Annotated in this window: 19 protein-coding genes and 1 pseudogene; 7 read left to right on the forward strand and 13 right to left on the reverse strand. The window is 60.9% G+C overall.

Annotated features, from left to right (window positions below; translation table 11 throughout):
- Nucleotides 1–10 precede the first annotated feature (10 nt).
- On the reverse strand, nt 11–598 hold the full coding sequence (locus tag ACTHL0_RS06075; protein WP_440565740.1) for a LysE family translocator: 588 nt from the start codon (nt 596–598) through the stop codon (nt 11–13).
- Nucleotides 599–802: 204 nt separating this feature from the next.
- Between ACTHL0_RS06075 and ACTHL0_RS06080 the strand changes: the two genes are divergently transcribed.
- The gene (locus tag ACTHL0_RS06080; protein WP_440565741.1) at nt 803–1,381 is read left to right on the forward strand and encodes a transglutaminase-like domain-containing protein; all 579 of its coding nucleotides are present in this window, start codon (nt 803–805) and stop codon (nt 1,379–1,381) included.
- A 73-nt stretch (nt 1,382–1,454) separates the two neighbouring features.
- Here the strand turns inward: ACTHL0_RS06080 and ACTHL0_RS06085 are convergent, their stop codons facing one another.
- Nucleotides 1,455–1,880: a VOC family protein gene (locus ACTHL0_RS06085; protein ID WP_440565742.1), complete on the reverse strand. Its 426-nt coding sequence runs from the start codon at nt 1,878–1,880 to the stop codon at nt 1,455–1,457.
- Nucleotides 1,881–2,093: 213 nt separating this feature from the next.
- Between ACTHL0_RS06085 and trhA the strand changes: the two genes are divergently transcribed.
- Both trhA and ACTHL0_RS06095 read left to right on the forward strand, forming a co-directional pair.
- Nucleotides 2,094–2,714 carry a PAQR family membrane homeostasis protein TrhA gene (gene trhA, locus ACTHL0_RS06090; RefSeq protein ID WP_440565743.1) on the forward strand — a complete coding sequence of 207 codons (621 nt, stop codon included), beginning with the start codon at nt 2,094–2,096 and terminating at the stop codon, nt 2,712–2,714.
- Nucleotides 2,715–2,905: 191 nt separating this feature from the next.
- Entirely contained in the window at nt 2,906–3,214 is a 309-nt protein-coding gene (locus ACTHL0_RS06095) for a DUF4148 domain-containing protein (protein WP_440565744.1), read from the forward strand.
- 66 nt (nt 3,215–3,280) lie between these two features.
- Here ACTHL0_RS06095 and ACTHL0_RS06100 read toward each other — a convergent pair whose 3' ends face one another.
- The 4 genes and pseudogenes from ACTHL0_RS06100 to ACTHL0_RS06115 all read right to left on the reverse strand — a co-directional run.
- Complete coding sequence (locus ACTHL0_RS06100) at nt 3,281–3,958, reverse strand: arylsulfatase (protein ID WP_440565745.1); 678 nt, start codon at nt 3,956–3,958, stop codon at nt 3,281–3,283.
- A gap of 151 nt (nt 3,959–4,109) precedes the next feature.
- Nucleotides 4,110–4,901 carry a dienelactone hydrolase family protein gene (locus tag ACTHL0_RS06105; RefSeq protein WP_440565746.1) on the reverse strand — a complete coding sequence of 264 codons (792 nt, stop codon included), beginning with the start codon at nt 4,899–4,901 and terminating at the stop codon, nt 4,110–4,112.
- 12 nt (nt 4,902–4,913) lie between these two features.
- On the reverse strand, nt 4,914–5,807 hold the full coding sequence (locus ACTHL0_RS06110; protein WP_440565747.1) for a DMT family transporter: 894 nt from the start codon (nt 5,805–5,807) through the stop codon (nt 4,914–4,916).
- 10 nt (nt 5,808–5,817) lie between these two features.
- Nucleotides 5,818–5,964, reverse strand: a pseudogene (locus ACTHL0_RS06115) (nitroreductase family protein); the annotation flags it as partial.
- A 68-nt stretch (nt 5,965–6,032) separates the two neighbouring features.
- On the opposite strand from ACTHL0_RS06115, the gene ACTHL0_RS06120 reads away from it, so the two are divergent.
- Nucleotides 6,033–6,962, forward strand: coding sequence for a LysR family transcriptional regulator (locus ACTHL0_RS06120; protein WP_440565748.1), 930 nt, complete (start codon nt 6,033–6,035; stop codon nt 6,960–6,962).
- An 18-nt stretch (nt 6,963–6,980) separates the two neighbouring features.
- On the opposite strand, the gene ACTHL0_RS06125 is transcribed toward ACTHL0_RS06120, so the two are convergent.
- From ACTHL0_RS06125 to ACTHL0_RS06140, 4 genes are all read right to left on the reverse strand, one after another.
- On the reverse strand, nt 6,981–7,817 hold the full coding sequence (locus ACTHL0_RS06125; RefSeq protein ID WP_440565749.1) for an ABC transporter permease: 837 nt from the start codon (nt 7,815–7,817) through the stop codon (nt 6,981–6,983).
- An 89-nt stretch (nt 7,818–7,906) separates the two neighbouring features.
- Complete coding sequence (locus tag ACTHL0_RS06130) at nt 7,907–9,172, reverse strand: ABC transporter permease (RefSeq protein WP_440565769.1); 1,266 nt, start codon at nt 9,170–9,172, stop codon at nt 7,907–7,909.
- A 100-nt stretch (nt 9,173–9,272) separates the two neighbouring features.
- Nucleotides 9,273–10,313 carry an ABC transporter substrate-binding protein gene (locus ACTHL0_RS06135; protein ID WP_440565770.1) on the reverse strand — a complete coding sequence of 347 codons (1,041 nt, stop codon included), beginning with the start codon at nt 10,311–10,313 and terminating at the stop codon, nt 9,273–9,275.
- Nucleotides 10,314–10,381: 68 nt separating this feature from the next.
- Nucleotides 10,382–11,476 carry an ABC transporter ATP-binding protein gene (locus ACTHL0_RS06140; RefSeq protein ID WP_440565750.1) on the reverse strand — a complete coding sequence of 365 codons (1,095 nt, stop codon included), beginning with the start codon at nt 11,474–11,476 and terminating at the stop codon, nt 10,382–10,384.
- A 139-nt stretch (nt 11,477–11,615) separates the two neighbouring features.
- On the opposite strand from ACTHL0_RS06140, the gene pdxR reads away from it, so the two are divergent.
- Nucleotides 11,616–13,136: a MocR-like pyridoxine biosynthesis transcription factor PdxR gene (gene pdxR / locus ACTHL0_RS06145; RefSeq protein ID WP_440565751.1), complete on the forward strand. Its 1,521-nt coding sequence runs from the start codon at nt 11,616–11,618 to the stop codon at nt 13,134–13,136.
- Nucleotides 13,137–13,238: 102 nt separating this feature from the next.
- Here pdxR and ACTHL0_RS06150 read toward each other — a convergent pair whose 3' ends face one another.
- The 3 genes from ACTHL0_RS06150 to ACTHL0_RS06160 form a co-directional block, all read right to left on the reverse strand.
- A complete protein-coding gene (locus ACTHL0_RS06150) occupies nt 13,239–15,185 on the reverse strand; it encodes a S53 family peptidase (RefSeq protein WP_440565752.1) in 1,947 nt (648 codons plus the stop codon).
- Nucleotides 15,186–15,662: 477 nt separating this feature from the next.
- Nucleotides 15,663–16,709 (reverse strand): lipase secretion chaperone, encoded by a 1,047-nt coding sequence (locus ACTHL0_RS06155; protein ID WP_440565772.1) that lies wholly within the window; start codon nt 16,707–16,709, stop codon nt 15,663–15,665.
- A 3-nt stretch (nt 16,710–16,712) separates the two neighbouring features.
- Nucleotides 16,713–17,819, reverse strand: coding sequence for an esterase/lipase family protein (locus ACTHL0_RS06160; protein ID WP_440565753.1), 1,107 nt, complete (start codon nt 17,817–17,819; stop codon nt 16,713–16,715).
- A gap of 481 nt (nt 17,820–18,300) precedes the next feature.
- Between ACTHL0_RS06160 and ACTHL0_RS06165 the strand changes: the two genes are divergently transcribed.
- Nucleotides 18,301–19,278, forward strand: coding sequence for a chromate resistance protein ChrB domain-containing protein (locus ACTHL0_RS06165; RefSeq protein WP_440565754.1), 978 nt, complete (start codon nt 18,301–18,303; stop codon nt 19,276–19,278).
- Nucleotides 19,275–20,459 (forward strand): chromate transporter, encoded by a 1,185-nt coding sequence (locus ACTHL0_RS06170; protein WP_440565755.1) that lies wholly within the window; start codon nt 19,275–19,277, stop codon nt 20,457–20,459. Before ACTHL0_RS06165 ends, ACTHL0_RS06170 begins: the two co-directional genes overlap by 4 nt.
- Nucleotides 20,460–20,585: the final 126 nt, after the last annotated feature.

Genomic DNA, 20,585 nt, shown 5'->3' on the forward strand with positions numbered 1-20,585 from the left:
GGCCGGTCAGTCAAGCTCGGACGAGGTAGACCGCGCTGCCCACGAGCAGCATCGCCATCAGGCGATTGCATAGCCGGACCTGCTTCGGGATACGCAGATGCCGATGCAGCCGCGCGCCTGCATACGCCCAGCACGCGATGGAGCCATAGCAAATCGCGAAATAGATCGCGGAGAACCGCAGGACCAGCATCGTATCTCCACTTGCCGCGAACGCGCCCATGCCGGCGAGAGACGCCAGCCACGCTTTCGGATTGAGCCACTGCATAGCGGCTCCCGACATGAACGAGGGCCCTTTTATTGTCCCCTCGGATCCGAGCCGCCCATCGTCGACGGCGAGTTTGTAAGCCATGTAAATCAGAAATACGACCCCGGCCCATTGGATCGCCTTCGTAAAGTTCGGCCAACGACTAAGAAATTCGTGCAATCCCAACCCTATCAGCAGGAGCAGCAACGTAAAGCCGACGGTCGCGCCCGTCACATGCCGCAAGCCGGCACGGAGCCCATATTGCGCACTGGCACCCAATGCGACGATGTTGACGGGGCCGGGAGAAATAGACGCAGCCAGCGCAAAAGCGCCCATGGAAAGTGCAGGATTCATTGTGTTGCCCTCGGTGATTCGGTGGTCAAGAATTCATCGAATCCGAAGGTATGCGACGCGGGATCTGGCGTATTGAAGAAAATTGCCCTTCGACTTACTCACGCCAACAACCGACCGGTACTGTCGATCGGCGCGGTCCGTGTATAGTCACGCGATCAAGTTGGATTCATCTCAGCTCACCCTCCCCTGCTGAAAGGCCAAGCCATGCATCGTTATCTTTCTGCGAGCCAATACATCGACTTCGACACCCCCGAAGTTCAAGCAAAGGCCCGCCAGCTTGCCACTCAGGCAGCGTCAGAAACCGAACTCATCCGGTCGTCTTTCGAATTCGTCAGGGACGAGATCCGCCACAGCTCCGATTTCAAACTCAATCCTGTGACCTGCAAAGCATCGGACGTCTTGAGGCATAAGACAGGCTACTGCTACGCGAAAAGCCACCTGCTTGCCGCCCTGCTGAGAGCCAACGGCGTCCCGACGGGGCTGTGCTACCAACGGCTATCCGTTACGGGTGAAGGAGCGCCGTACTGTCTGCACGGGCTGAATGCTGTGTACCTGAAGGAATCGGGCTGGTACCGTATTGACCCGCGAGGGAACAAGGCGGGCGTCAATGCCCAGTTCCAACCGCCGCAGGAAGCGCTCGCGTTTCCGATCGGAACACCGAACGAACGCGATCTTCCGGAAATCTGGGCGGAACCTCTGCCCTTGGTGGTGGACACCCTCGCGCGGTATGACACGTACGACCAAGTCCTCGCCAATCTCCCCGACATTGAGTTGATTGCATAGAACGCTGGCGGCCTTTCCCGGCTGCCCCGCCCGTCTCCCGGCTCGAATCGCTCGAATGGCCCATTCCTTCCCCTCACTTCGCGAACAGCATGTCGAGGTTGCCGAACGATTTGAATTCGAGGGCGTTGCCGCTCGGGTCCAGAAAAAACATCGTCGCTTGTTCGCCCGGTTCACCCTTGAAGCGGATATACGGTTCGATGACGAACTTCACGCCGGCGGCCTTTAGCTTATCGGCAAGCGCGGTCCATTGCGGCATCGTCAGGATGGCGCCGAAATGACGGACCGGCACGCCATGTCCGTCGACGGCATTGGTCGTACTTACGCCTGTTTCGTTCGGTGCAAGATGCGCAACGATCTGGTGGCCATAGAGATTGAAATCGACCCACTCGGCCGAGCTACGGCCTTCGGGACAACCGAGCAGGTCGCCATAGAACGCGCGCGCCGCATCGAGGCTGTGCACGGGAAACGCGATGTGGAACGGCAGCAGCGGAGTATTCATGACGAGAGGCTTCCAAGCGTTGACGAAAGCGGTGCGCTCCAACTTGCGCGCCGAGAAGACATGTTATACGTGATGAAATTGGATGGACATCGAAATGCCCCCGACGGTATAAGTTGGCTACGCCACGATACGAGGCGAGCCGCCACCGTTTTTTCGCTGCGACCGGTATGATCCGAGCTATTCATCTTTGATACCGCTTGGGAGAATGGCGTCGTGCATGTCGGTGAGCGTTTCAACAGCATTACGCATCTCGTCGGGGCAGTGTTGTCGGTGGCGGGTCTTTCCGTACTGGTCACAATGGGCGCGCTCGAAGGCGACGCTTACAAAGTCGTCAGCTTCAGCGTATACGGTGCGATGCTGTGCTTGCTCTACGCGATTTCGACGCTGTATCACAGCGCGCGTACGCCGCTAGTCAAAGCCATTCTTCAGAAATGCGATCACTCGGCGATCTATCTGTTGATCGCGGGCAGCTACACGCCGTTTACGCTCGTTACGTTGCGCGGGCCGTGGGGATGGTCGCTGTTCGGCGTCAGTTGGGGGCTCGCCGCGCTCGGCATCGCACAGGAACTCACGCTCGGCCGGCGCACGCGCATCGTATCGATGACGCTGTACGTGCTGATGGGCTGGCTGGCGATCGTGGCGATTCGCCCGCTGATTCACGCACTGCCTGCGGCTGGCACCGCTTGGCTCCTCGCGGGGGGCATCATCTACAGCGTCGGCATCTACTTCTTCATCAACGATGAGCGTATCCGCCACGGGCACGGCATCTGGCACCTGTTCGTGCTGGCAGGCAGCTTGTGCCAGTTCGTGAGCGTCGCCCGGTACGTGGCGTAGCGCCTATGCACACTCGCCGGCGGCGCAGCCAGACCTCGCGTCTCCACGTCGATTGTGAACAGATTTGCAACGATGATTTATCAACTTAGGGATTAACCCTAGGGCCTCCAATCACTACACTGCAGTCATCGGTTCACGCAACGAACACGATGCAACCAGCAGGTAGATAAACAACTTTGGAGGTCATCATCATGAAATCGCTCGTTCAAGCTGTCGTCATCGCCGCCGCCTTTGCCGCTCCTGTGGCCGCTTTCGCCCAATCGGACGCCCCTGTGACGCGGGCTCAGGTCAAGGCCGAACTGATTCAATTCGAGCAAGCGGGTGGCCGTACGAACTTCAGCAATGACCCGTACTACCCGCAAGACGCCCAACTCGCGCAAGCCCGCGTCAGTGCACAAAACGGCAACAATCAAGGTGTCGGTGGCGTGCAAGCCGGTTCGTCGGCCTCGGGGGCTCCGGCGCAAGTCAATGGCATCAAGCCGCTGTACTTCGGCAATTAAGCCGCTCCGCCATGAAAGATAGCGTGCGGCGCCGCGCTCGAGGCGCCGCAATCATTTGCATAGCAGTCAAACACCGCCCGCCGGCTGCTTCACAACCGCGCGCAAAGCGGCATCGGCGCTGTGCAGGGGACGCTGCTTCGCCCGTACCAAACTAGCGGCCGGTGCCATCCAGGGATGAGCAAACGCGACGACAGTCGCCCCTGCTTCGTAGGCTTCATCGGCCGCGGCGGCTGCAGCGGCGTGGGAGCCGGCGATATCGCCGCTTTGATAGAGCGTCCATACGGGTTCCACGTGGACGATCTCGACCAATGTGCCAGCGATGACAATATGTTCTTCGAACAACCGCCTATTCGCCTCGATCGTGGATGCGACGGCGCAGAGGACAGCGATTTTTCCTCCACCGTTGGCAGCCGCCGCGGCAAGCGCCCGATCCGCTCGCACGATAGGAACCGCCGCATCCTGAAGTTGGTCAACCACCGGCCCCAACGTCGCGCAACTGACAATGACAGCATCCGAATCCGCGGCAAGATCGAGGACGCAACGCGCCGTCTGTGCTTTTAAGTCTTCCGAGAACGCGCCGGCCTGCTGCACGGCCTCGCGCAGGTCGGGTCGGACTTCATGACGCAGATCGCCGTCCCCTAAACCGAGCTGCTTTGCAGCTTCGTCGAAAACGCGTTTGTTGCCATCGATTGTATGCAAGAGCGATATGCGCATGGTTTGCCGTTCCAGGTCGCTGTTAGTCATGTGAGCCATCATTCATCGATAGATGGCTTGCCCACATTTTTCCAACGCTGAGCTCAGCTAACAAGGCAACTGCCATTACTGGTATCGGCAATACCAGTCGACGTTTAACATCCCCAACTCGCCCGACCAGACGCGCCCTATCTGCTCTACCTCAATTCGAAGCAAAACTCTCCGTGAGCCAATCCCGCATCATTTCATAGGATCGGGCCGCCGCCTTCGCATCGTACCGGCATGCGCCTGTCGCGGCCTTCGCCTCCGTCTCCGTGAAGCAATGTACGACGTGCCCGATTTCGACGAATTGCCAATCGGCGGGATCGCGTTTCATCTCCTTCGTAAACTCAGGCACCTGAGGCATAGTGAGCGGATCGTCGCCCCCATTCATGGCCAGTACGCGCGCCTTGATTTTCGCCGCCGAGGCGGGATCGTCCGTGCCCAAATCGCCATGAAAGGCGATCACCGCTTTCACGTCCGATCCGCTACGTGCGAGATCCAGGACGGCCGCACCGCCGAAACAAAAGCCAATCGCCGCCAATCGCGAGCGATCGATCGGTGCACTGCCAGCCCGCGCTTTAAGTTCGTCGAACGCTTTGCCGATGCGAGCGCGCATGAGCCCGCGATCGTGATAGAGCGGCGCAACAGCGGCACGCGCGTCATCGTCGGTCTTGGGACGCACCCCTGCACCGTACATGTCCGTCAGCAAAATCACGTAATCTTTGCCCGCAACCATCTCAGCTTTTTTCACCGCGATATCGTTCACGCCGTACCAGTTCGGGACCATGACGAGCCCGGGCCGCTTGGTCGTCACGGCGTCGTCATACACCAGCACGCTTTTGAACGTCGTACCGTCCAACTTCCAATCGACGGGTTCGGCAACCATCTTCGCGAAAACCGGCGAAGCAATGAAAAGGCCAAAGACAACACAAGCGAAGCGCATCAATCGCATGGCGAAGTCCTCTCAGCGGGTTGAACGGATGTTTGAAGTCGCGACCGGCGCGTGGCCCCGAGCGGCGGGCCTTTGGCTGAGCCAAATACTGCCGATGACGAACACGATACCGACGATTTGAACCGGCGTCAGCGCCTGATTCAAAAACACCCATCCAAGCAGCGCCGCTGTGAGCGGGCTGACGAACAGCAGCGGCGAAACGACAGCGGGTTCGAGCCGAGCAATCCCGCGAAACCAAAGCACGTATGTTAGAGCGGCGCCAACCAGCGCGAGCCATGCCAGTCCCCCAATATTGGCCATCGTCGGCGTTGGCATCGCCGGCGCGAACAGAACGACTACGGGAATGAGTAGGAGACCTCCGGCTGTCAATTGCCATGCCGTGTACGCGAGCAACGATACCGACGGTTGCCACTTGCGCGCCAATACGTTGCCGACGGCCATCGACGCCGCTCCCGCAAGACCGGCTGCGATGCCGATCGGGTCGAGCGCGGCCCGCGGGGTCAGCACGAGCAAGGCGACACCGCCGATTCCGATCAGCACCGCAACGATCGGTGCCGGCCGAATCGGGCTACCGAGCAGCAGCCTGGCCAGAAACACGGCGAACAAGGGTTGAACCGCGGCGACGGTTCCGGCCACCCCGCCAGGTAGCCGGTAGGCCGCCACGAACAGCATGCTCAAGAAGATCGAGATGTTGAGTGCCCCAAGGACGAACACGCGAAGCCATTCGATACCGGACGGCAACTGCCGCACGAAAAGAAGCAGCAGCAATCCGGCAGGCAGAGCCCGCAGCATGGCAACCGTGATCGGAGAGAAATTCGGCAGAAACTGGGTCGTGACGATATACGTACTGCCCCATACGACCGGGGCAATCGCCGTCATCAAGACATCGGACGCGTTGACTTTCATACCTTTGCGGAACTTCCGATAGAGGCCGGCGTGGCTTTTGCGGCCAGTTTCCGGGTGCCGCGCGACCGAGCGCGACGCGCATCACGGGCCCTTCGTCCGCGGCAAGCCCGAATGCTTGAGCGACACGCTCCACGTCGAATCCGCTCATGGCGCAGGATACGTAACTCACTCGGAGATGATAATGTTCGCTAAAGAATAACTTTATTTACCAAGGGTGAACGATCGATGGACCGCTATACCGCCCTGCAGGTCTTCCGTCACGTGGCCGAACTGAGCAGCTTCGCCGAAGCCGGACGGCGTCTCGGCGTGTCGTCCGCCGCGGTCAGCAAGAACATTGCAGAGCTGGAGACGTATGTCGGCGCAAGGTTGATCAACCGGACGACGCGGCGAATGGCGCTCACCGAGGAAGGCAGAATCTATCTGGAGCATGTGACGCGCGGGCTCGACGCACTCGCCGAAGCCGACGCCGCACTGGGCCCGATCAAGGCATCGCCTAGCGGAACATTGCGTGTCACGGCGCCCATGACGGTCACGCTCACGCGGCTCTCAGCCGCCATCCCGCGCTTTCTGTCACAGTACCCCGATCTCAAGCTCGATTTGCATCTCGACGACAGACGCGTCGATCTGGTGCGAGAGGGATTCGATCTTGCCATCCGAGGCACCGATAACCTTGAAGACTCCAGCTTGATCGCCAGAAAGCTGGCCATCATGCCGCATGTGGTGTGTGCGGCGCCGTCCTATTTCGAAGCACATGGCGAGCCCCGAACGCCATCGGATTTGAAATCGCTCAACTGCATCCGGTTCAGCCTCTCGGGCCACGCCGACACATGGGAGTTCCAAAAGGGCGATCGCATCGAGCGGGTGCCGGTCGACGCACGATATTCCGTGGGATCGAGCCTCGCGATTCGTGACGCGCTGCGCGCCGGCTTCGGCGTCAGCCTGATCCCCTATCCCTATGTCGAAGACGACTTGATGCAAGGGCGGCTGCAATCCGCACTCGGCGATTGGCGCACGGTGGAAACCACGATCTATGCGATCTATTCGTCGCGACAGCATCTTGCTCCGAAAATTCGCGCGTTCCTGGGGTTCCTGATCGAGGAGTTCGGCCGGGGGCCGGCCGAACGCGCCGACGAGTCGGACGCCGGCAACGTTTGAGATTAGATTCCCCCAAATTCAAGCGGTAGCGCGAGCCGCATTCCGCCCGCGCAGCCATTCCAGTGCCAGCAGCAACGCCGTCGAAAAGATGATCAGAATGGTGGCCAGCGCGGCGATCGTCGGCGTGATGTTCTCGCGGATACCCGTGAACATCTGGCGAGGCAACGTGGTTTGATTCGCGCCCGCCAGAAACAGCGTCACCACCACCTCGTCGAACGAAGTCGCAAACGCGAACAACGCGCCGGAAATCACGCCGGGCGCGATCACGGGCAGCGTGATCCGGAAGAACGTACGAGTCGGATTGGCACCGAGCGAAAGGCTCGCCTTGACGAGATTTCCGTCGAATCCTTGTAACGTCGCCCCAACCGTCGTCACCACGAACGGCACGCCGAGCGCCGCGTGCGCCATGATCAGGCCGATATAGGTATTCGCCAGCCCAAGCGGCGCGAAGAACAAATACATGCCCACGCCCACGACGATGACGGGCACGATCATCGGCGAAATCAACACGGCCATGACGATCGCCTTGCCGCGGAAATTCGCCTTCGCCAAGCCGAGCGCCGCCAACGTACCGAGCACCGTGGCCAAGACGGTTGCCGAAGGCGCCACGATGAAGCTGTTCTTCGCCGCCATACGCCAGGCGTCGGAGGTGACGAGGTGCTCGTACCAGCGCAGCGACCAGCTCGGAATCGGATAGACGAGAAATGTGCTCGACGAAAACGACAAAGGCACGATCGCGAGGACCGGCAGAATCAAATACAACAGCGTCAGCACGGCCAAGCCGCGCAACAGGAAATACCATGCGCGTTCGACGAGCGACGTATGCGGTGCGAACAGCGGCTTCGAAAGTTTCATCGTCGGCTCCGGCGCGAATGCCCCTTCAGGACATTGCGGTCTATCGATTTCAAATGGCGCGAAAGTTCGGCGTTCAAGCGCGATCCGTACTACAGGTTCGGCTGGGCCTTAGTGAAGCGGCCGTAAACCACGTAGAGCACGAGCGTCGCCGCCAACAGCAAGCCGCCAAGCGCACAGGCCATACCCCAATTGATCGTCACGTTCGTGAAATAGGCGACGTAATAGCTCACCATCTGATCGTTCGGCCCACCCAGCAATGCCGGCGTAATGTAGTAGCCGATCGCGAGAATGAACACGAGAAGCGCCCCCGCACCGATGCCCGGATACGTCTGCGGCACATACACCCGCCAGAATGCCGCGAACGGGTGGCTGCCCAGTGAAACCGCAGCGCGCTGATACGTCCGCGGAATCGACTTCATCACGCTATACAGCGGCAGGATCATGAACGGCAGCAGAATATGCGTCATCGAAATATAGACGCCCGTACGATTGAACAGCAGTTCGAGCGGCGCGTGAATCAAGCCAAAGCCGAGCAACGTTCGGTTGACGAGCCCTTCGGTCTGCAAAATCACGATCCATGCGGCGACACGCACCAGGATCGATGTCCAAAACGGAATCAGCACGAGAATCATGACCAGGTTCGCGCGTCGCTCGCTCAGCGTCGAAATCCAGTAGGCGAGCGGATAGCCGAGCAGCAACGCCGCCAGCGTCACGACTGCGCCAATCACGAACGTCCGGCCGAAGACGTTCAGATAGATACGTTGATCGGGATCGGTCTGCTCGATGTGGCCGAACGCATCTTCACGATGATCGAGCGCCGCCAGCAAGTAGAACGGCGAATAACGCGAGCCGTTCTTGGCAATCGCCCGCCAGTAGCGCACCTCGCCCCACCGCCGATCGAGATCGATCAGCTTCGCCCGGATTTGCTCGGGTGCAAGCTTGAGCGGATGGTTGTCGTCGTCCATGAACGGCAGCGCGTTCGCCGTCTTCGACACCAGCGAGTGGAAGCCCGGTATTTCGACATTGAGCCGGCGCTCGAGGCTGCCCATCACCTCGCCGTCCTGCGTCGCAGCCAAATCGCTGGCCAGCGCCGCGTAGGCGGTGGCTGGGATCTCGCTCGTACGATCCCAATGGCGCAGCTGAACCGCGGTCTTCGGCAGCGCGTTGGCCACTTCGGGATTCTGCACCGCGCGCGTCAACAAGGCTGCGATCGGCACAACGAAGATCAACAACAAAAAGATCGCCAGCGGTGCAATCAGCAGGATCGCCGTCAGCCGCTTGCGTGCCTGTGCGGCTTTCAGCTCGCGCTTCAATGTCGCGGTCGACGCGCCGCTCGGCTCGCCCGGAATCGTCATCGTTTGCACGCTCATCTCCTACATTGCCTCTTGTTTCGTGCTGGACGCTATTCGCGTTGCCCCGGCCCGATGTCATTCGGGCCGGCGCGATAACAGCGAATTACTTCGACGCCCACGACGCGAAGCGCTGCTCGAGTTCATCGCCGTAGTCAGTCCAGAACGCCGCATCTTGCAGGACCGCGTTCTGGCCATTGGCCGGCGAATTTGGCAGATTCGACAGCGTCTTCGCATCGAGCGATTTGATCGCATCGCGATTCGCCGGGCCGTAGGCAATGTGCTGCGCATAGACTTGTTGCGGCTTCGACGACACCGAATAGGCAATGAATTGTTCCGCCAGCGCCTTATTCGGAGAGCCCTTCGGAATCACCCAGTAGTCGAGGTCGTAGATGCTGCCGTTCCACACCACCTTCAGGTTCTTGCCTTCGCGCTGGGCGGCATCGATACGGCCGTTGAAGGCAGACGACATCACGACATCGCCGGCGACGAGAAATTGCGGCGGCTGAGCGCCCGCTTCCCACCACTGAATGTTCGGCTTCAGTTCGTCAAGCTTCTTGAACGCGCGATCTTGGCCGGCCTTGGTCGCCAGCACCTTGTAGACATCCTTCGGCGCGACGCCGTCGGCCATCAGCGCGAATTCGAGGTTGCCGCGCGCCCCCTTGCGCAGCGCACGTTTGCCGGGGAATTTCTTCACGTTCCAGAAATCGGCCCAGCCCGTCGGCGCCGTCTTGAGTTTGTCGGCGTTATAGGCAATGGCCGTCGACCACACGAAAAAGCCCACGCCGCAGGTGCTCGGCGATTCCGGGATCAGTTCCGATTTCTTGGCGATCTTCGACCAGTCGAGCTTTTCATAGAGACCTTCGTCGCAACCGCGGCCGAGGTCGCCCGATTCGACTTCGACGACGTCCCAGTTCACATGCTTGGCTTCCACCATTGCCTTGATCTTGGCCGTCTCGCCGTTGTATTCCACCGCCGTGATCTTGTCGCCTGTCTTCTGTTGGAACGGCTGGTAATAGGCGAGCTTCTGCGCGTCGGCGTTCGCGCCGCCGAAGTTCACGACAGTCAACTCGGCCGCCGCGGCGCCGGCCGCGGCAAGTACCGTCGACGCACAAGCGACGGCCAGCGTCGCAGCAACGCGGCGCATCGTGATGGGGTTCGTCTTCATCTGGGCTCTCCTCTACGTGGGTATTCGTCAGGTCTTCGTTGATGGCGTTACGCGAACACGCGCAAGTGCTCGGGCGCGAACTGGAGTGCGACGCTCGCACCCGGCACGAACGTCTCGAGCGCTTCGGTGCCAAGCGGCACCTTCACGAAGCATTCGTTCTGTTCGGGCACCGCGCATCGCATCCGCACGTGATCGCCGAAATAAATGAGGCCGCGCACTTCGCTGGCGAGCGTATTGCCCCGCTGCGGCTCGGCCGGTTGCGCCACGAGCCGCAGGCGTTCGGGGCGAATGCAGGCAACCGCGGAAGCGCCAGCCCTCGCACCCGCCACATTGCGGCCCACGACATGGGTGCCGTCGCGAAGGCGCATCCGGCAGAACTCGCCGTCGACATCGGAGATCGTGCCTTGCAGGCGGTTGCTGTCGCCGATGAAGTTCGCCACGAACTCATTGCACGGCGCTTCATAAAGGCAATCGACGGTATCGAGCTGCTGCACGATCCCTTTGTCGAAGACGGCGACACGATCGGACATCGTCAGTGCCTCGCCTTGATCGTGCGTGACATAGACGAACGTCAATCCAAGCTTCTCGTGCAGAGCCTTCAATTCGTACTGCATGTGCTCGCGCAGTTGTTTATCGAGCGCGCCGAGCGGTTCGTCCATCAATACGAGGCGCGGCTCGAACACGAGTGCGCGCGCGAGTGCGATCCGCTGCTGTTGCCCGCCTGAAAGCTGGGCCGGGTAACGCTTGGCGAAGCTTTCCATGCGCACCATCGCCAAAGCGTGAGCCACGCGCTCCCGACGCTCGGCGGCGGCCATCTTGCGCACCGTGAGCGGATAAGCGACGTTCTGCTCCACCGTCATATGCGGAAACAGCGCGTAGTTCTGGAACACCATACCAATGTTGCGCTGATGCGGCGGCACGGTGTTAAGCAATTGCCCGTCGAGGCGAATCTCGCCGCCGGTGGGAAATTCGAAGCCGGCCAGCATCATCAGACAAGTGGTTTTGCCCGATCCGGACGGCCCGAGCAGCGTCAGGAATTCACCCTGGTAGATATCGAGGTCGAGCGACTTGACGACGAGGGTTTCGCCGTCATACGTCTTACGCACGCCGCGAAAGCTCACGATCACTTGATCCGTCTTCATTGTCCGTCGTCTCCTGCTCAGCCCGACCTGATCCGATTGGCTCCATCGACTAGCGAGCACCACACTTCATTTGTGATCCAATATAATCGGTCACGGTTCCACGCAACGGAACCATTTCATTATTCCGAAGGGAACCACTTTGGATACGATCATTCTGTCGGACTGGCTGTCCGTCCGGCTGGAGCGCGGCGGAGCCGAGCCCCTGTATCGACAGGTGCTGCGTCTCGTGCAGCAGGCCATCCTGACGGGACAACTGGCGCCCGGCACCAAGCTGCCGAGTTCGAGAACGCTGGCAGACGATCTCGACGTCGCGCGCAACACCGTGCTGCGCGTGTATGACCAATTGACCGCCGAAGGCTACGTCTTGTCAACCACGGGAAGTGGAACTTACGTGGCCGATACGCGTCCCGACACGGCGGCGGTCAAGTCCAGGCCGTCTCCCGGCGCGAGCACGCCAAACATGACGCGCGAAGCGCTCGCCCAACAGAGTTTGTCGAACCGCGGCCGGCGCCTGATCGGCCGCGCCGGCGTGGCGCCGAAGCAATGGGGGGCGTTTATGCCGGGGGTACCCGATGTCGCCGAATTCCCGGCGCGCACCTGGAGCCGCTTGCAGGCGCGGCTCTGGAAAGAGGCCAATCCCGAGTTGTTGACCTACGCGCCAGGGGGCGGTTACCGGCCGCTGCGGCGTGCCCTGTCGGACTACTTGCGCGTGGCGCGTTCGGTCAAATGCTCGCCCGATCAAATCATCCTCACGACGGGTATTCATCAGTCGATGGACTTGGCGGTGCGACTGTTGACCGACGTCGGCGATCGCGCTTGGGTGGAGGAGCCTTGCTATTGGGGGGCGCGCAGCGTGCTCCAATCGGCGGGCCTGGAACTCGAATCGATTCCCGTCGACAGCGAAGGCTTGAACCCGCGCGAGCTGTCGCCGGCCGCGCCGCCGCGCCTTGCGGTGGTGACACCGTCTCATCAATATCCGCTCGGCATGGTGATGAGCCTCGCCCGCCGCCGGACGTTGCTCGAATACGCGCGCCAGCATGGCGTCTGGATCCTGGAAGACGATTACGACAGCGAGTTTCGTTACGGCAGTCACCCGCTGGCCTCGTTGCAGGGGCTCGACGAAGCGGGCCGCGTGATCTATGTCGGGAGTCTCGGGAAGATATTGTTTCCAGGGCTGCGGATCGGTTATATGGTCGCGCCCGAGCATTTGGTCGATACGTTCCGCACCGGGGTGGCAGAGTTATATCGCGAGGGCCAGCTCATGCATCAAGCGGTGCTGGCCGAGTTCATCATGGACGGCTACCTGACATCGCACGTGCGGCGCATGCGCGCGTTGTACGGCGAGCGCCGACAGATTCTCATCGATGCGATTCGCACGCGCTTCGGAGATACGTTGCAGGTCATGGGCGACGAAGCGGGACTGCATTTGGTGCTCGGGTTGCCGGGAGGGACGAACGATCGTGCCGTGACTTCGGCGGCATTCGAGGCCGGTGTGGTCGTGCGGCCGCTGTCGAATTACTACAGCCAGGAAAGCGCCGCGCAATCGGGTTTGCTGCTTGGGTACGCCTGTGTGCCCCACGAGCGGATCGGACCCGCGTTCGATGCACTGGCGAAAGTCATCGAACGCGAACTGGCGACGGGCGTCGCGCGGGTGGCGTGACGGGTCGCATGTGCGCCCGCGGGGACATCGTCAGCGTCGCCGCTCCGCCAGCAAGGCGACCAGACCCTACATCACGCCCGAACAGAGTCAGCGCAGCGCACCTCAGTACATCGCGCTCAGCTTAGAAAACTGCAAGCTGCCGAAGCCCGTATCGTAATCCCAGCCGGTGCGCAGCCTATAGCCGTAGCTGCCATAGCCGTTGTTGCCCCCGGGCGGGACATCATGCAGGAGCGATGTATTGAACGGGAGCTTCTTGTAAAAGCCCGGTGTCGGCAAGCCGATGCTGTTGTTGTGCGCCGACTCGACGCGCGCGAATCCGCCCACGAAAATCGGCGATGCGAGACTCGTGCCGCCAACCTGCTGGTTGGCCTGTCCGTTGATGATGATCAGCGCGCCCGTCGTTGCAGCTGCGTCGAATGAGACGTCAGGCAGCCCCCGCCTTTTCACGTACGTACTCAGCACCGGCGTTTGCCACGACGGTATGGTTTCGTACGCGCTGACGCCGCCGCCCGTCGCCCAGATACGCGCGGCACTATCCACCGGGTAGCCGAACATATCGAGATCGGCATACGCCGCACCTTCATTCCAAACCGTTTCGCCCGCCCAGGTCGTTGTGTTCGTCGTCGACAGCGTCGTGCCGCCGACGGCGACAACGTACGGTGAACTGGCCGGCGACGATGCGCTGAATTTCGTCATGTCGATCGTCGTGCTGATCGCCGTGCCGGTGTTGTTATAGTCGCCGATGAACCCCGGCGCGCCGTACGGCGAATACGACCATTGATAAACGCCGGCATCGCCCGAGGAAATCGAATAGATCTGCCCTTGGGCGGCCGCTTGCTTGAAAACGGCGTCGTTCGCTTGCAGCGAGCCGTCCCCTTTGGCCGCCGATTCGTCTTCACCGAGGGAAACGTTGATGATCTTCGCTTCGTTGGCGGTTGTGGCCGTGTTGAAGGCCTGCGTGATCGTCGCATCCGTCAGCGCGTCGTCCCGGGAGTCCCCGTTGATCGCTGCATAAAAGATCAGTTTCTTGACGCCGCCCGAAACGCCGATGATGTCCTGGCTATCGAGGTCCCACTCGGCAGGATCGCCATCGTCGGCGAGCGTGCCAGGGCCACCGGGCACCACGGCCGTATTCACCGTGGGCAGGCCCACACTGTTCGTGAACTGCTTGAGATCGGCGATCGTCTGCTTCATGTCGCCCCAGGTGATAATCCCGACCGTCGTATTGGTCGCGGCCGGCAAGCTGCTGGCGCCGTAGATCTTCGCGAAATCGGTGGGCACATGGGGGACTTGTTGGCCTGCAGATGTCGTCGCGCCGTCGGGATGATCGATCAACGCGCTGGCCGGCAGGAGACGGTGTAGCAAGCGATGTGGCACCGCGGCGTTCTGCAGGCCGAGCACGGCGTCCACCAGGCCGCCGAGTTCGCTCGGCACCTGTGCAGGCACGTCGTTGCCGTAGACGGATTTGCCCCGGTAGTTGAACCGCTTCAGGCTCACGTTGAAGGCGCTATGCGCGTTGTCGACGTTGCCGTCGGCGGTAACGAGCTTGTTGTTCGCCGATACGGTGATATCGCGAAAGCCGTTTGCGCGCAGATGCGAAACGACAGCTTGCACCTGCGCCTCGGTCGGGCCGAAACGGTCCTTGAATTCGGCAGGCGTCAGATAACGATGATAGTTCGCGCTGCCCGGGTCCTCCAATTCGCTTAGAAACGTGTCGAGCTGGGCATCGTTGCGGCCTTTCAGCACGACTGTGAGATGGAGCGGCCGGGTGATTTCGAGCGGCATGACGCGAGTGTTGGTCAGTGGCGGCGCACCGTTGACGTTGAGCGCGTAGCCGGTCTGCGCCGCAACACCCGGCCCTTCGGACTGAACCGTGGCCCTGCTTTGCGCGCCGGGAAGCAGGAATGCCTCGGTGGACGTGGCTGTCCATGATGTCGCCGCGTGAGCGAGCGCGGGCAGTTGCGCCGCCGCGAACGCGATCGCCACAGGAAGCGCGTCCAACGCAAGACGCTTGGAAATCAAGTGACTGGCTTTCTTATTTTTCGACATTATAAGCTCCGCAGTTTTTTAAAAATCCGGGCATGGCTCGAGGCCCTCATTCCGGGATTCCATGAATTCAGACAACGAATAGGCATATTATTTAATTATCGATGGCGATATGAAACCCTCCTCTTTTAATAGGGGATTGAACAATCGCTTTTGTCGCATGCCTGCCGCACTCGAGTACGGCGGGGTCCCGCCCCAGGTGGACCTATGCTGGCCGCCCGCCGAGCCGTCTAACCTGGACGGACGGGTTATTCAACGAACGTGCACTCATCATTCATGGGTTCGCCGGAACATAGCAGCCGGAAATCCAATCGTCAAACGCCCTACACGGCGCTGAGTATTCTGGAAATTGAATGAGGGGCGTTGATTACAAATAAGCATCAAGATCGAAATAACGTTCGCTTTTTTTCGTGGTACCGCACGGGTAGCGGAAGAGGTCGGAAGCGCCGAGCCCGGTGATCGCACCCGGTAACGTGTTCGTTACTGCCGCGTGCCACGATCGAGCGACGCAGCGCGCAGCACCTGTGCGGGATCGGTAAAGATGCGCTGGCGCAGTTGCGCGATCTGCGCGTCGCGTTCGCCGGGCGGCAAGCCCATCGCTTCGATACTCGCTCTTTGCGCGGCGTAGTCGGCGTACTTCGCATGCCATGCATCGTTGGCCTGCCGCATTTCGACGATCCGCTCCGCCGCCTGCGGGCCAAACTGCTGCGTCGCCTGCGCGCGCAATTGATCGATCGTGACCCCTGGCTGTTGAAGTTGCGCGACCGCGCGAATCTGCGCTTGTTCACGCCGGTTGTTCTCGAGCACCGCGCGTTCCTCAGGCGGCAAACTTTGTTCGAGCGCTTGCAAGCGCGCTGCCTGTTGCGCGTCGGTCAACGTCGAATCGCGCTGAATGCGCCACCGCTCGATCGTATAGCGCGCGTGTCGCCAGTCTGCACCGAAGAATGCTTCACTCCACTCCGCGCCAAGCGTTCGTGCAGCCACCGACGCACGCTCATCGAGCGAAGCCTGCATCGCATCGAGGTCGTCCGTGCGCGTCGTGCCGCCCGCCGAGGCCGGAGCGGAAAGCATCTGCAAGCTACCCATCGTCTTGAGGTATGACGTATAGCGTTGCCACCCATCCAGCACCTCGGGCTCTGCGATCGTGCCGTCGAGTTGTGCCGCGATCTCATTGCGCACGAGCGCATCGAGCGCGTTGCGCGGCAGTTGATTTTGCGCCGTCAGGAAATAGTCGAAAAAGTCGCGCACGGCGCGCGCTTTGCGTAAGTGTCCGCGCTCGTCCAACGGCAAGCGCGGCGGCATGGAGCCCGCCAGCGAGGGCGGCAGCGTGGCCGCGGTCCCGTTCTGCGCGGGCTGTGCCGCTTGCGCGTGCGCAGCCGCGACCGGGGCGGCGACACCTTGCGCGAACGCACGGGGCGCCCTGGCCGGAACATTGAAATACCAGAGCGCGGCAGCCGCGGCGCAACCGACGAGGCCGAACCCTACGAGGGTGCTCGCGGTCTTCTTTGCATCGGCAGGGCGCGTCATCATTTACAGCCCTTGAAGTTTCAAACGATTGGCATGCGTACGGATGGCAGCAACCGGATCTTCGGCATTTTGACCCAGCACGCCGAACACTTGATTGATTTCGTCGACGTGATCCCAGTGATAGCGGGTGCTCAGCACTTGGCCAAACAACGCGCTACAGACCGAAACGAGGCCGTCGTTCGGCCCTGAGTGGCGATTGATCATGATCGTCCCCGAACCGCGGAGCGTCAGCGTCGAAGGATCTTTCAGGTTAGCCGGATCGAACAGGCCCGACACGCTCGTATCGGTCGCGCCTTGCACGCCTGGCGCGGACCAGCTGGGCTGAATCGCGCTGCCCGCCCACGAATACAGGTAATGCAGATTACCGTTGACGGACTCGGTCGGCGCACCCGTCTGACACGAGCCGGGCGCGCCGAGCCCGGCGCTCGGCACCGCTTCGTTGTACTGCGCGGCGCTTTGCGTTGTCAGCGCGGTCAACGCGGCGACAGCATCCTGATTTGTGTTGAAGTTGCTGCTGAACAATGTGCCGAGGAGACCGGCAAACTTCGCGATCAGCGGTTCGGCCAAACCCGTCGGATCCTTCGCGAGCACTTGGACAACGTAATCGGCGAATTCCGAGCCGCGATGCGGCGTGCCGATCGTCGTCACAGAACCCACGAGTTCGGGCGCCACCGCGGCCACATATCGCACGTCGAGCCCGCCCTGACTGTGGCCGATCAAATTGACCTTTCGAGCCCCCGTAGCCGCGAGCACTTGCTGAACATAGGCGAGCAGTTGCTCGCCACGCCCGTTCGGGCCTAAATCGCCTTGGAAGCCGGACAGATTCGCGACGTAGACATTCGCGCCGTGCGACTCGAGATCGGACGCAATGCCGTACCAGTAATCGATCAGGTTCGCGTAACGATCGGTGCCCGCAAGACCATGCACGAGTACGATCGGATACTGCGTCGCGGCGTAATCATCGACTGCCTGCGCCGTATCCGCCATTGCAAAAGTTGAGTGGGCGAGCGAAAGGAATATCGCAAGACCCGAAAACCCCGGTAGCGAAGCGGCGCTCACAGTCAACGCCGCCAAACCACTGATCACTCTCTTCCCCAAAGACCTGGACATACCGTTTCCTCCAATTTATTTCACAGCAAAAATGCCGATGGATATTCATACATCGTTTTAAACGGCACCACCCGAGATCCCCGTGATACGGGCCACACGGCGCATTGAAGTGAATCATCAAACAGCGTTTGAAGTAAGGGGATTTTTCCAATTAGACGAGTATTTCTAATCAGATTTGCGCATTACATATGATTATTTTCGTTTGCATTACACAAAATACCAGCACTAACATCAAATTCTATTTTTATCCATCGATTAAGAATTCGAATAACACTCACTACCAGATTCATGAGGATATCGGAAGCTTTTGGCACGACCGTCTTTGGTGAAACTGTTTCGCGGTTGACGGCTGTGGCGATGACGCGGCGAGGCCGCTAGCGCGCACGTAACCGGTAACCGCTTGCCTCCCACTCGGGCCGCGTCGGTGATGAGCTCGAAAGTTAACTTGTATCAATCTCTACATATACGTAGGATAGTCGACATGAATCCATTGTCGACATGGTCTCTGCTCATCCTGACGCTGCCCACCGAAAACGCGACGGCGCGTATGCGCTTTTATCGGGCCCTCAAGGCGAAAGGCTGTGCGGTCCTGCGGGACGGCATCCATCTGCTGCCCCATAGCGCCGAGCACGAAGGCACGCTGCGGGAACTCGCTGGCGCCATCGCCGAAAGCGGCGGCACCGCGCACCTCTTGCGTGCGCCGAGTCTCGACGCGTCGCAGGAAGCGGAGTTCAGAAGCCTGTTCGGCCGCGAAAACGACTACGAAGACTTCATTCGTTCGTTAGCGGAGGCACGCAAGACGCTCTCGAGGCAATCCGCTGCGGAATTGACTCGGCTCATGCGCCGTCTGCGCAAAGACTATGAAGGGATCCGTGCGATCGACTATTTCCCGAACGATGCCGCGACGCGTGCGGAGGTGGCTTGGCAGGATTTCCTCTCGCTCGTCGATACGGTGCTTTCCCCCGGTGAGCCGCATTCTGCCGAGCGTGCCATCCGCCTCCTGTCGCGCGACGCGTATCAGGGCCGCACGTGGGCTACGCGGCAGCGGATGTGGGTGGATCGTGTGGCCAGCGCCTGGCTCATTCGGCGCTTCATCGATTCCAGCGCACACTTCCTTTGGCTGACGTCGCCGGACGCGTGTCCGAACGGCGCGCTGGGTTTCGATTTCGACGGCGCACCATTCACGCATGTGGGCGAACGCGTGACCTTCGAGGTCCTGCTCGCGAGCTTCGACTTGGAGCGCGACCCGGCATTGATGCGGCTGGCGACAATCGTGCATGCCCTTGATGTAGGCGGGCCGGCCGCTCCAGAAGCGGTTGGCTTCGAGGCGGTCATGGCGGGCACGCGCCAGCGCGTGGAGAACGACGATCAACTGCTCGAGCAGATGAGTCCGGTATTGGACGCGCTGTATGCGCATTTCGCCGCAAGCGCGCGGGAAGAATCGGGGAGACGGCCTTGAGCACAGTCACGACGGCAGCGCCCGCTTATTCATTGGGGCAACTCGTTCGCTACATGCTGCGCCTCGGCACATTCGGCTTTGGCGGGCCCGTTGCGCTCGCCGGTTACATGCGCCGGGATCTCGTCGAACGGCTCGGCTGGATCTCGGAGTCGGATTACAAGGAGGGGCTGACGCTGGCGCAGCTCGCGCCCGGGCCGATGGCTGCGCAACTCGCGATATATCTGGGATTTGTCCACTACCGGATTTTGGGTGCGACGCTCGTCGGGTTCGCGTTCGTCCTGCCCTCGTTCCTGATGGTCGTGGCACTTGGCTGGGCGTATGCCCACTTCGGCGGTTTGTCGTGGATGCAGGCGGTGTTCTATGGCGTGGGCGCTGCCGTCGTCGGCATCATCGCCATGAGCGCGTACAAGCTGACGACGAAGACAGTCGGCAACGACAAGCTGCTGTGGGCGATCTACCTGACGCTGGCAGTCGTGACCTTCGTCACGGAGTCTGAGATTGCGTGGCTGTTCATCGCCGCAGGGCTGATCGGCTGGCTATGGCGCGCGCCGCCTAAGTGGCTGAGCAAAGGGGGCGTGAATGCCCTGGCCGCCGCGAATTTGCCTGCCGCGAGCGGCGTGATGTCGGGCTTCGACTGGCCGCTGCTGACTCAGATCGGTGTGTTTTTCATGAAGGCCGGCGCGTTCGTTTTCGGTTCGGGGCTGGCCATCGTGCCGTTCCTTTACGGCGGTGTCGTCACCGAGCACCACTGGCTGAACGATAAGCAGTTCGTCGATGCCGTCGCTGTCGCGATGATCACGCCTGGACCGGTTGTCATCACGGTGGGCTTCATCGGCTACCTCGTAGCGGGTTTTCCGGGCGCGCTTGTCGCTGCGCTCGGCACTTTCCTGCCGTGCTATCTCTTCACGGTCCTCCCCGCACCGTACTTCAAGAAGTACGGTCACCTGCCGGGCGTCAAAGCATTCGTCGACGGCATCACCGCAGCGGCGGTGGGTGCGATTACAGGTTCGGTGATCGTGATTGCGAAGCGTTCGATCATCGACGTGCCAACCCTCCTGATCGCGCTCGTGACAATCGTCTTACTGTGGCGCTTCAAGAAACTTCAGGAACCGGTCATCGTCACGGCGGCCGCCCTGCTGGGCTTGGTGGTTTATCCGCTTATTCATTCGCACGCCGTCTAGCGGCACGCAGAACAGCGCGCTCGTCCCCTGAATCAGCGGCCATCGTCGAGCGGACGTAACACCGCTGCGTGAAGCGTGCGTGCGGTGCGTGCGCCCTCCGGAGGAGCCATGAGGAAGTCATTGAGG

Source organism: Trinickia sp. (assembly GCF_051961175.1).
Taxonomy (GTDB): domain Bacteria; phylum Pseudomonadota; class Gammaproteobacteria; order Burkholderiales; family Burkholderiaceae; genus Trinickia.

Excerpts from the sequence above, each read along its gene's own strand:
- ACTHL0_RS06125 (WP_440565749.1), bottom strand. The coding sequence starts at position 7,817 with ATGAAACTTTCGAAGCCGCTGTTCGCACCGCATACGTCGCTCGTCGAA.
- ACTHL0_RS06075 (WP_440565740.1), bottom strand. The coding sequence starts at position 598 with ATGAATCCTGCACTTTCCATGGGCGCTTTTGCGCTGGCTGCGTCTATT.
- ACTHL0_RS06110 (WP_440565747.1), bottom strand. The coding sequence starts at position 5,807 with ATGAAAGTCAACGCGTCCGATGTCTTGATGACGGCGATTGCCCCGGTC.
- ACTHL0_RS06085 (WP_440565742.1), bottom strand. The coding sequence starts at position 1,880 with ATGAATACTCCGCTGCTGCCGTTCCACATCGCGTTTCCCGTGCACAGC.
- ACTHL0_RS06160 (WP_440565753.1), bottom strand. The coding sequence starts at position 17,819 with ATGTCCAGGTCTTTGGGGAAGAGAGTGATCAGTGGTTTGGCGGCGTTG.
- ACTHL0_RS06140 (WP_440565750.1), bottom strand. The coding sequence starts at position 11,476 with ATGAAGACGGATCAAGTGATCGTGAGCTTTCGCGGCGTGCGTAAGACG.
- ACTHL0_RS06100 (WP_440565745.1), bottom strand. The coding sequence starts at position 3,958 with ATGACTAACAGCGACCTGGAACGGCAAACCATGCGCATATCGCTCTTG.
- ACTHL0_RS06095 (WP_440565744.1), top strand. The coding sequence starts at position 2,906 with ATGAAATCGCTCGTTCAAGCTGTCGTCATCGCCGCCGCCTTTGCCGCT.
- ACTHL0_RS06120 (WP_440565748.1), top strand. The coding sequence starts at position 6,033 with ATGGACCGCTATACCGCCCTGCAGGTCTTCCGTCACGTGGCCGAACTG.
- ACTHL0_RS06150 (WP_440565752.1), bottom strand. The coding sequence starts at position 15,185 with ATGTCGAAAAATAAGAAAGCCAGTCACTTGATTTCCAAGCGTCTTGCG.
- ACTHL0_RS06130 (WP_440565769.1), bottom strand. The coding sequence starts at position 9,172 with ATGACGATTCCGGGCGAGCCGAGCGGCGCGTCGACCGCGACATTGAAG.
- ACTHL0_RS06135 (WP_440565770.1), bottom strand. The coding sequence starts at position 10,313 with ATGCGCCGCGTTGCTGCGACGCTGGCCGTCGCTTGTGCGTCGACGGTA.
- ACTHL0_RS06165 (WP_440565754.1), top strand. The coding sequence starts at position 18,301 with ATGAATCCATTGTCGACATGGTCTCTGCTCATCCTGACGCTGCCCACC.
- ACTHL0_RS06080 (WP_440565741.1), top strand. The coding sequence starts at position 803 with ATGCATCGTTATCTTTCTGCGAGCCAATACATCGACTTCGACACCCCC.
- ACTHL0_RS06155 (WP_440565772.1), bottom strand. The coding sequence starts at position 16,709 with ATGACGCGCCCTGCCGATGCAAAGAAGACCGCGAGCACCCTCGTAGGG.
- ACTHL0_RS06105 (WP_440565746.1), bottom strand. The coding sequence starts at position 4,901 with ATGCGATTGATGCGCTTCGCTTGTGTTGTCTTTGGCCTTTTCATTGCT.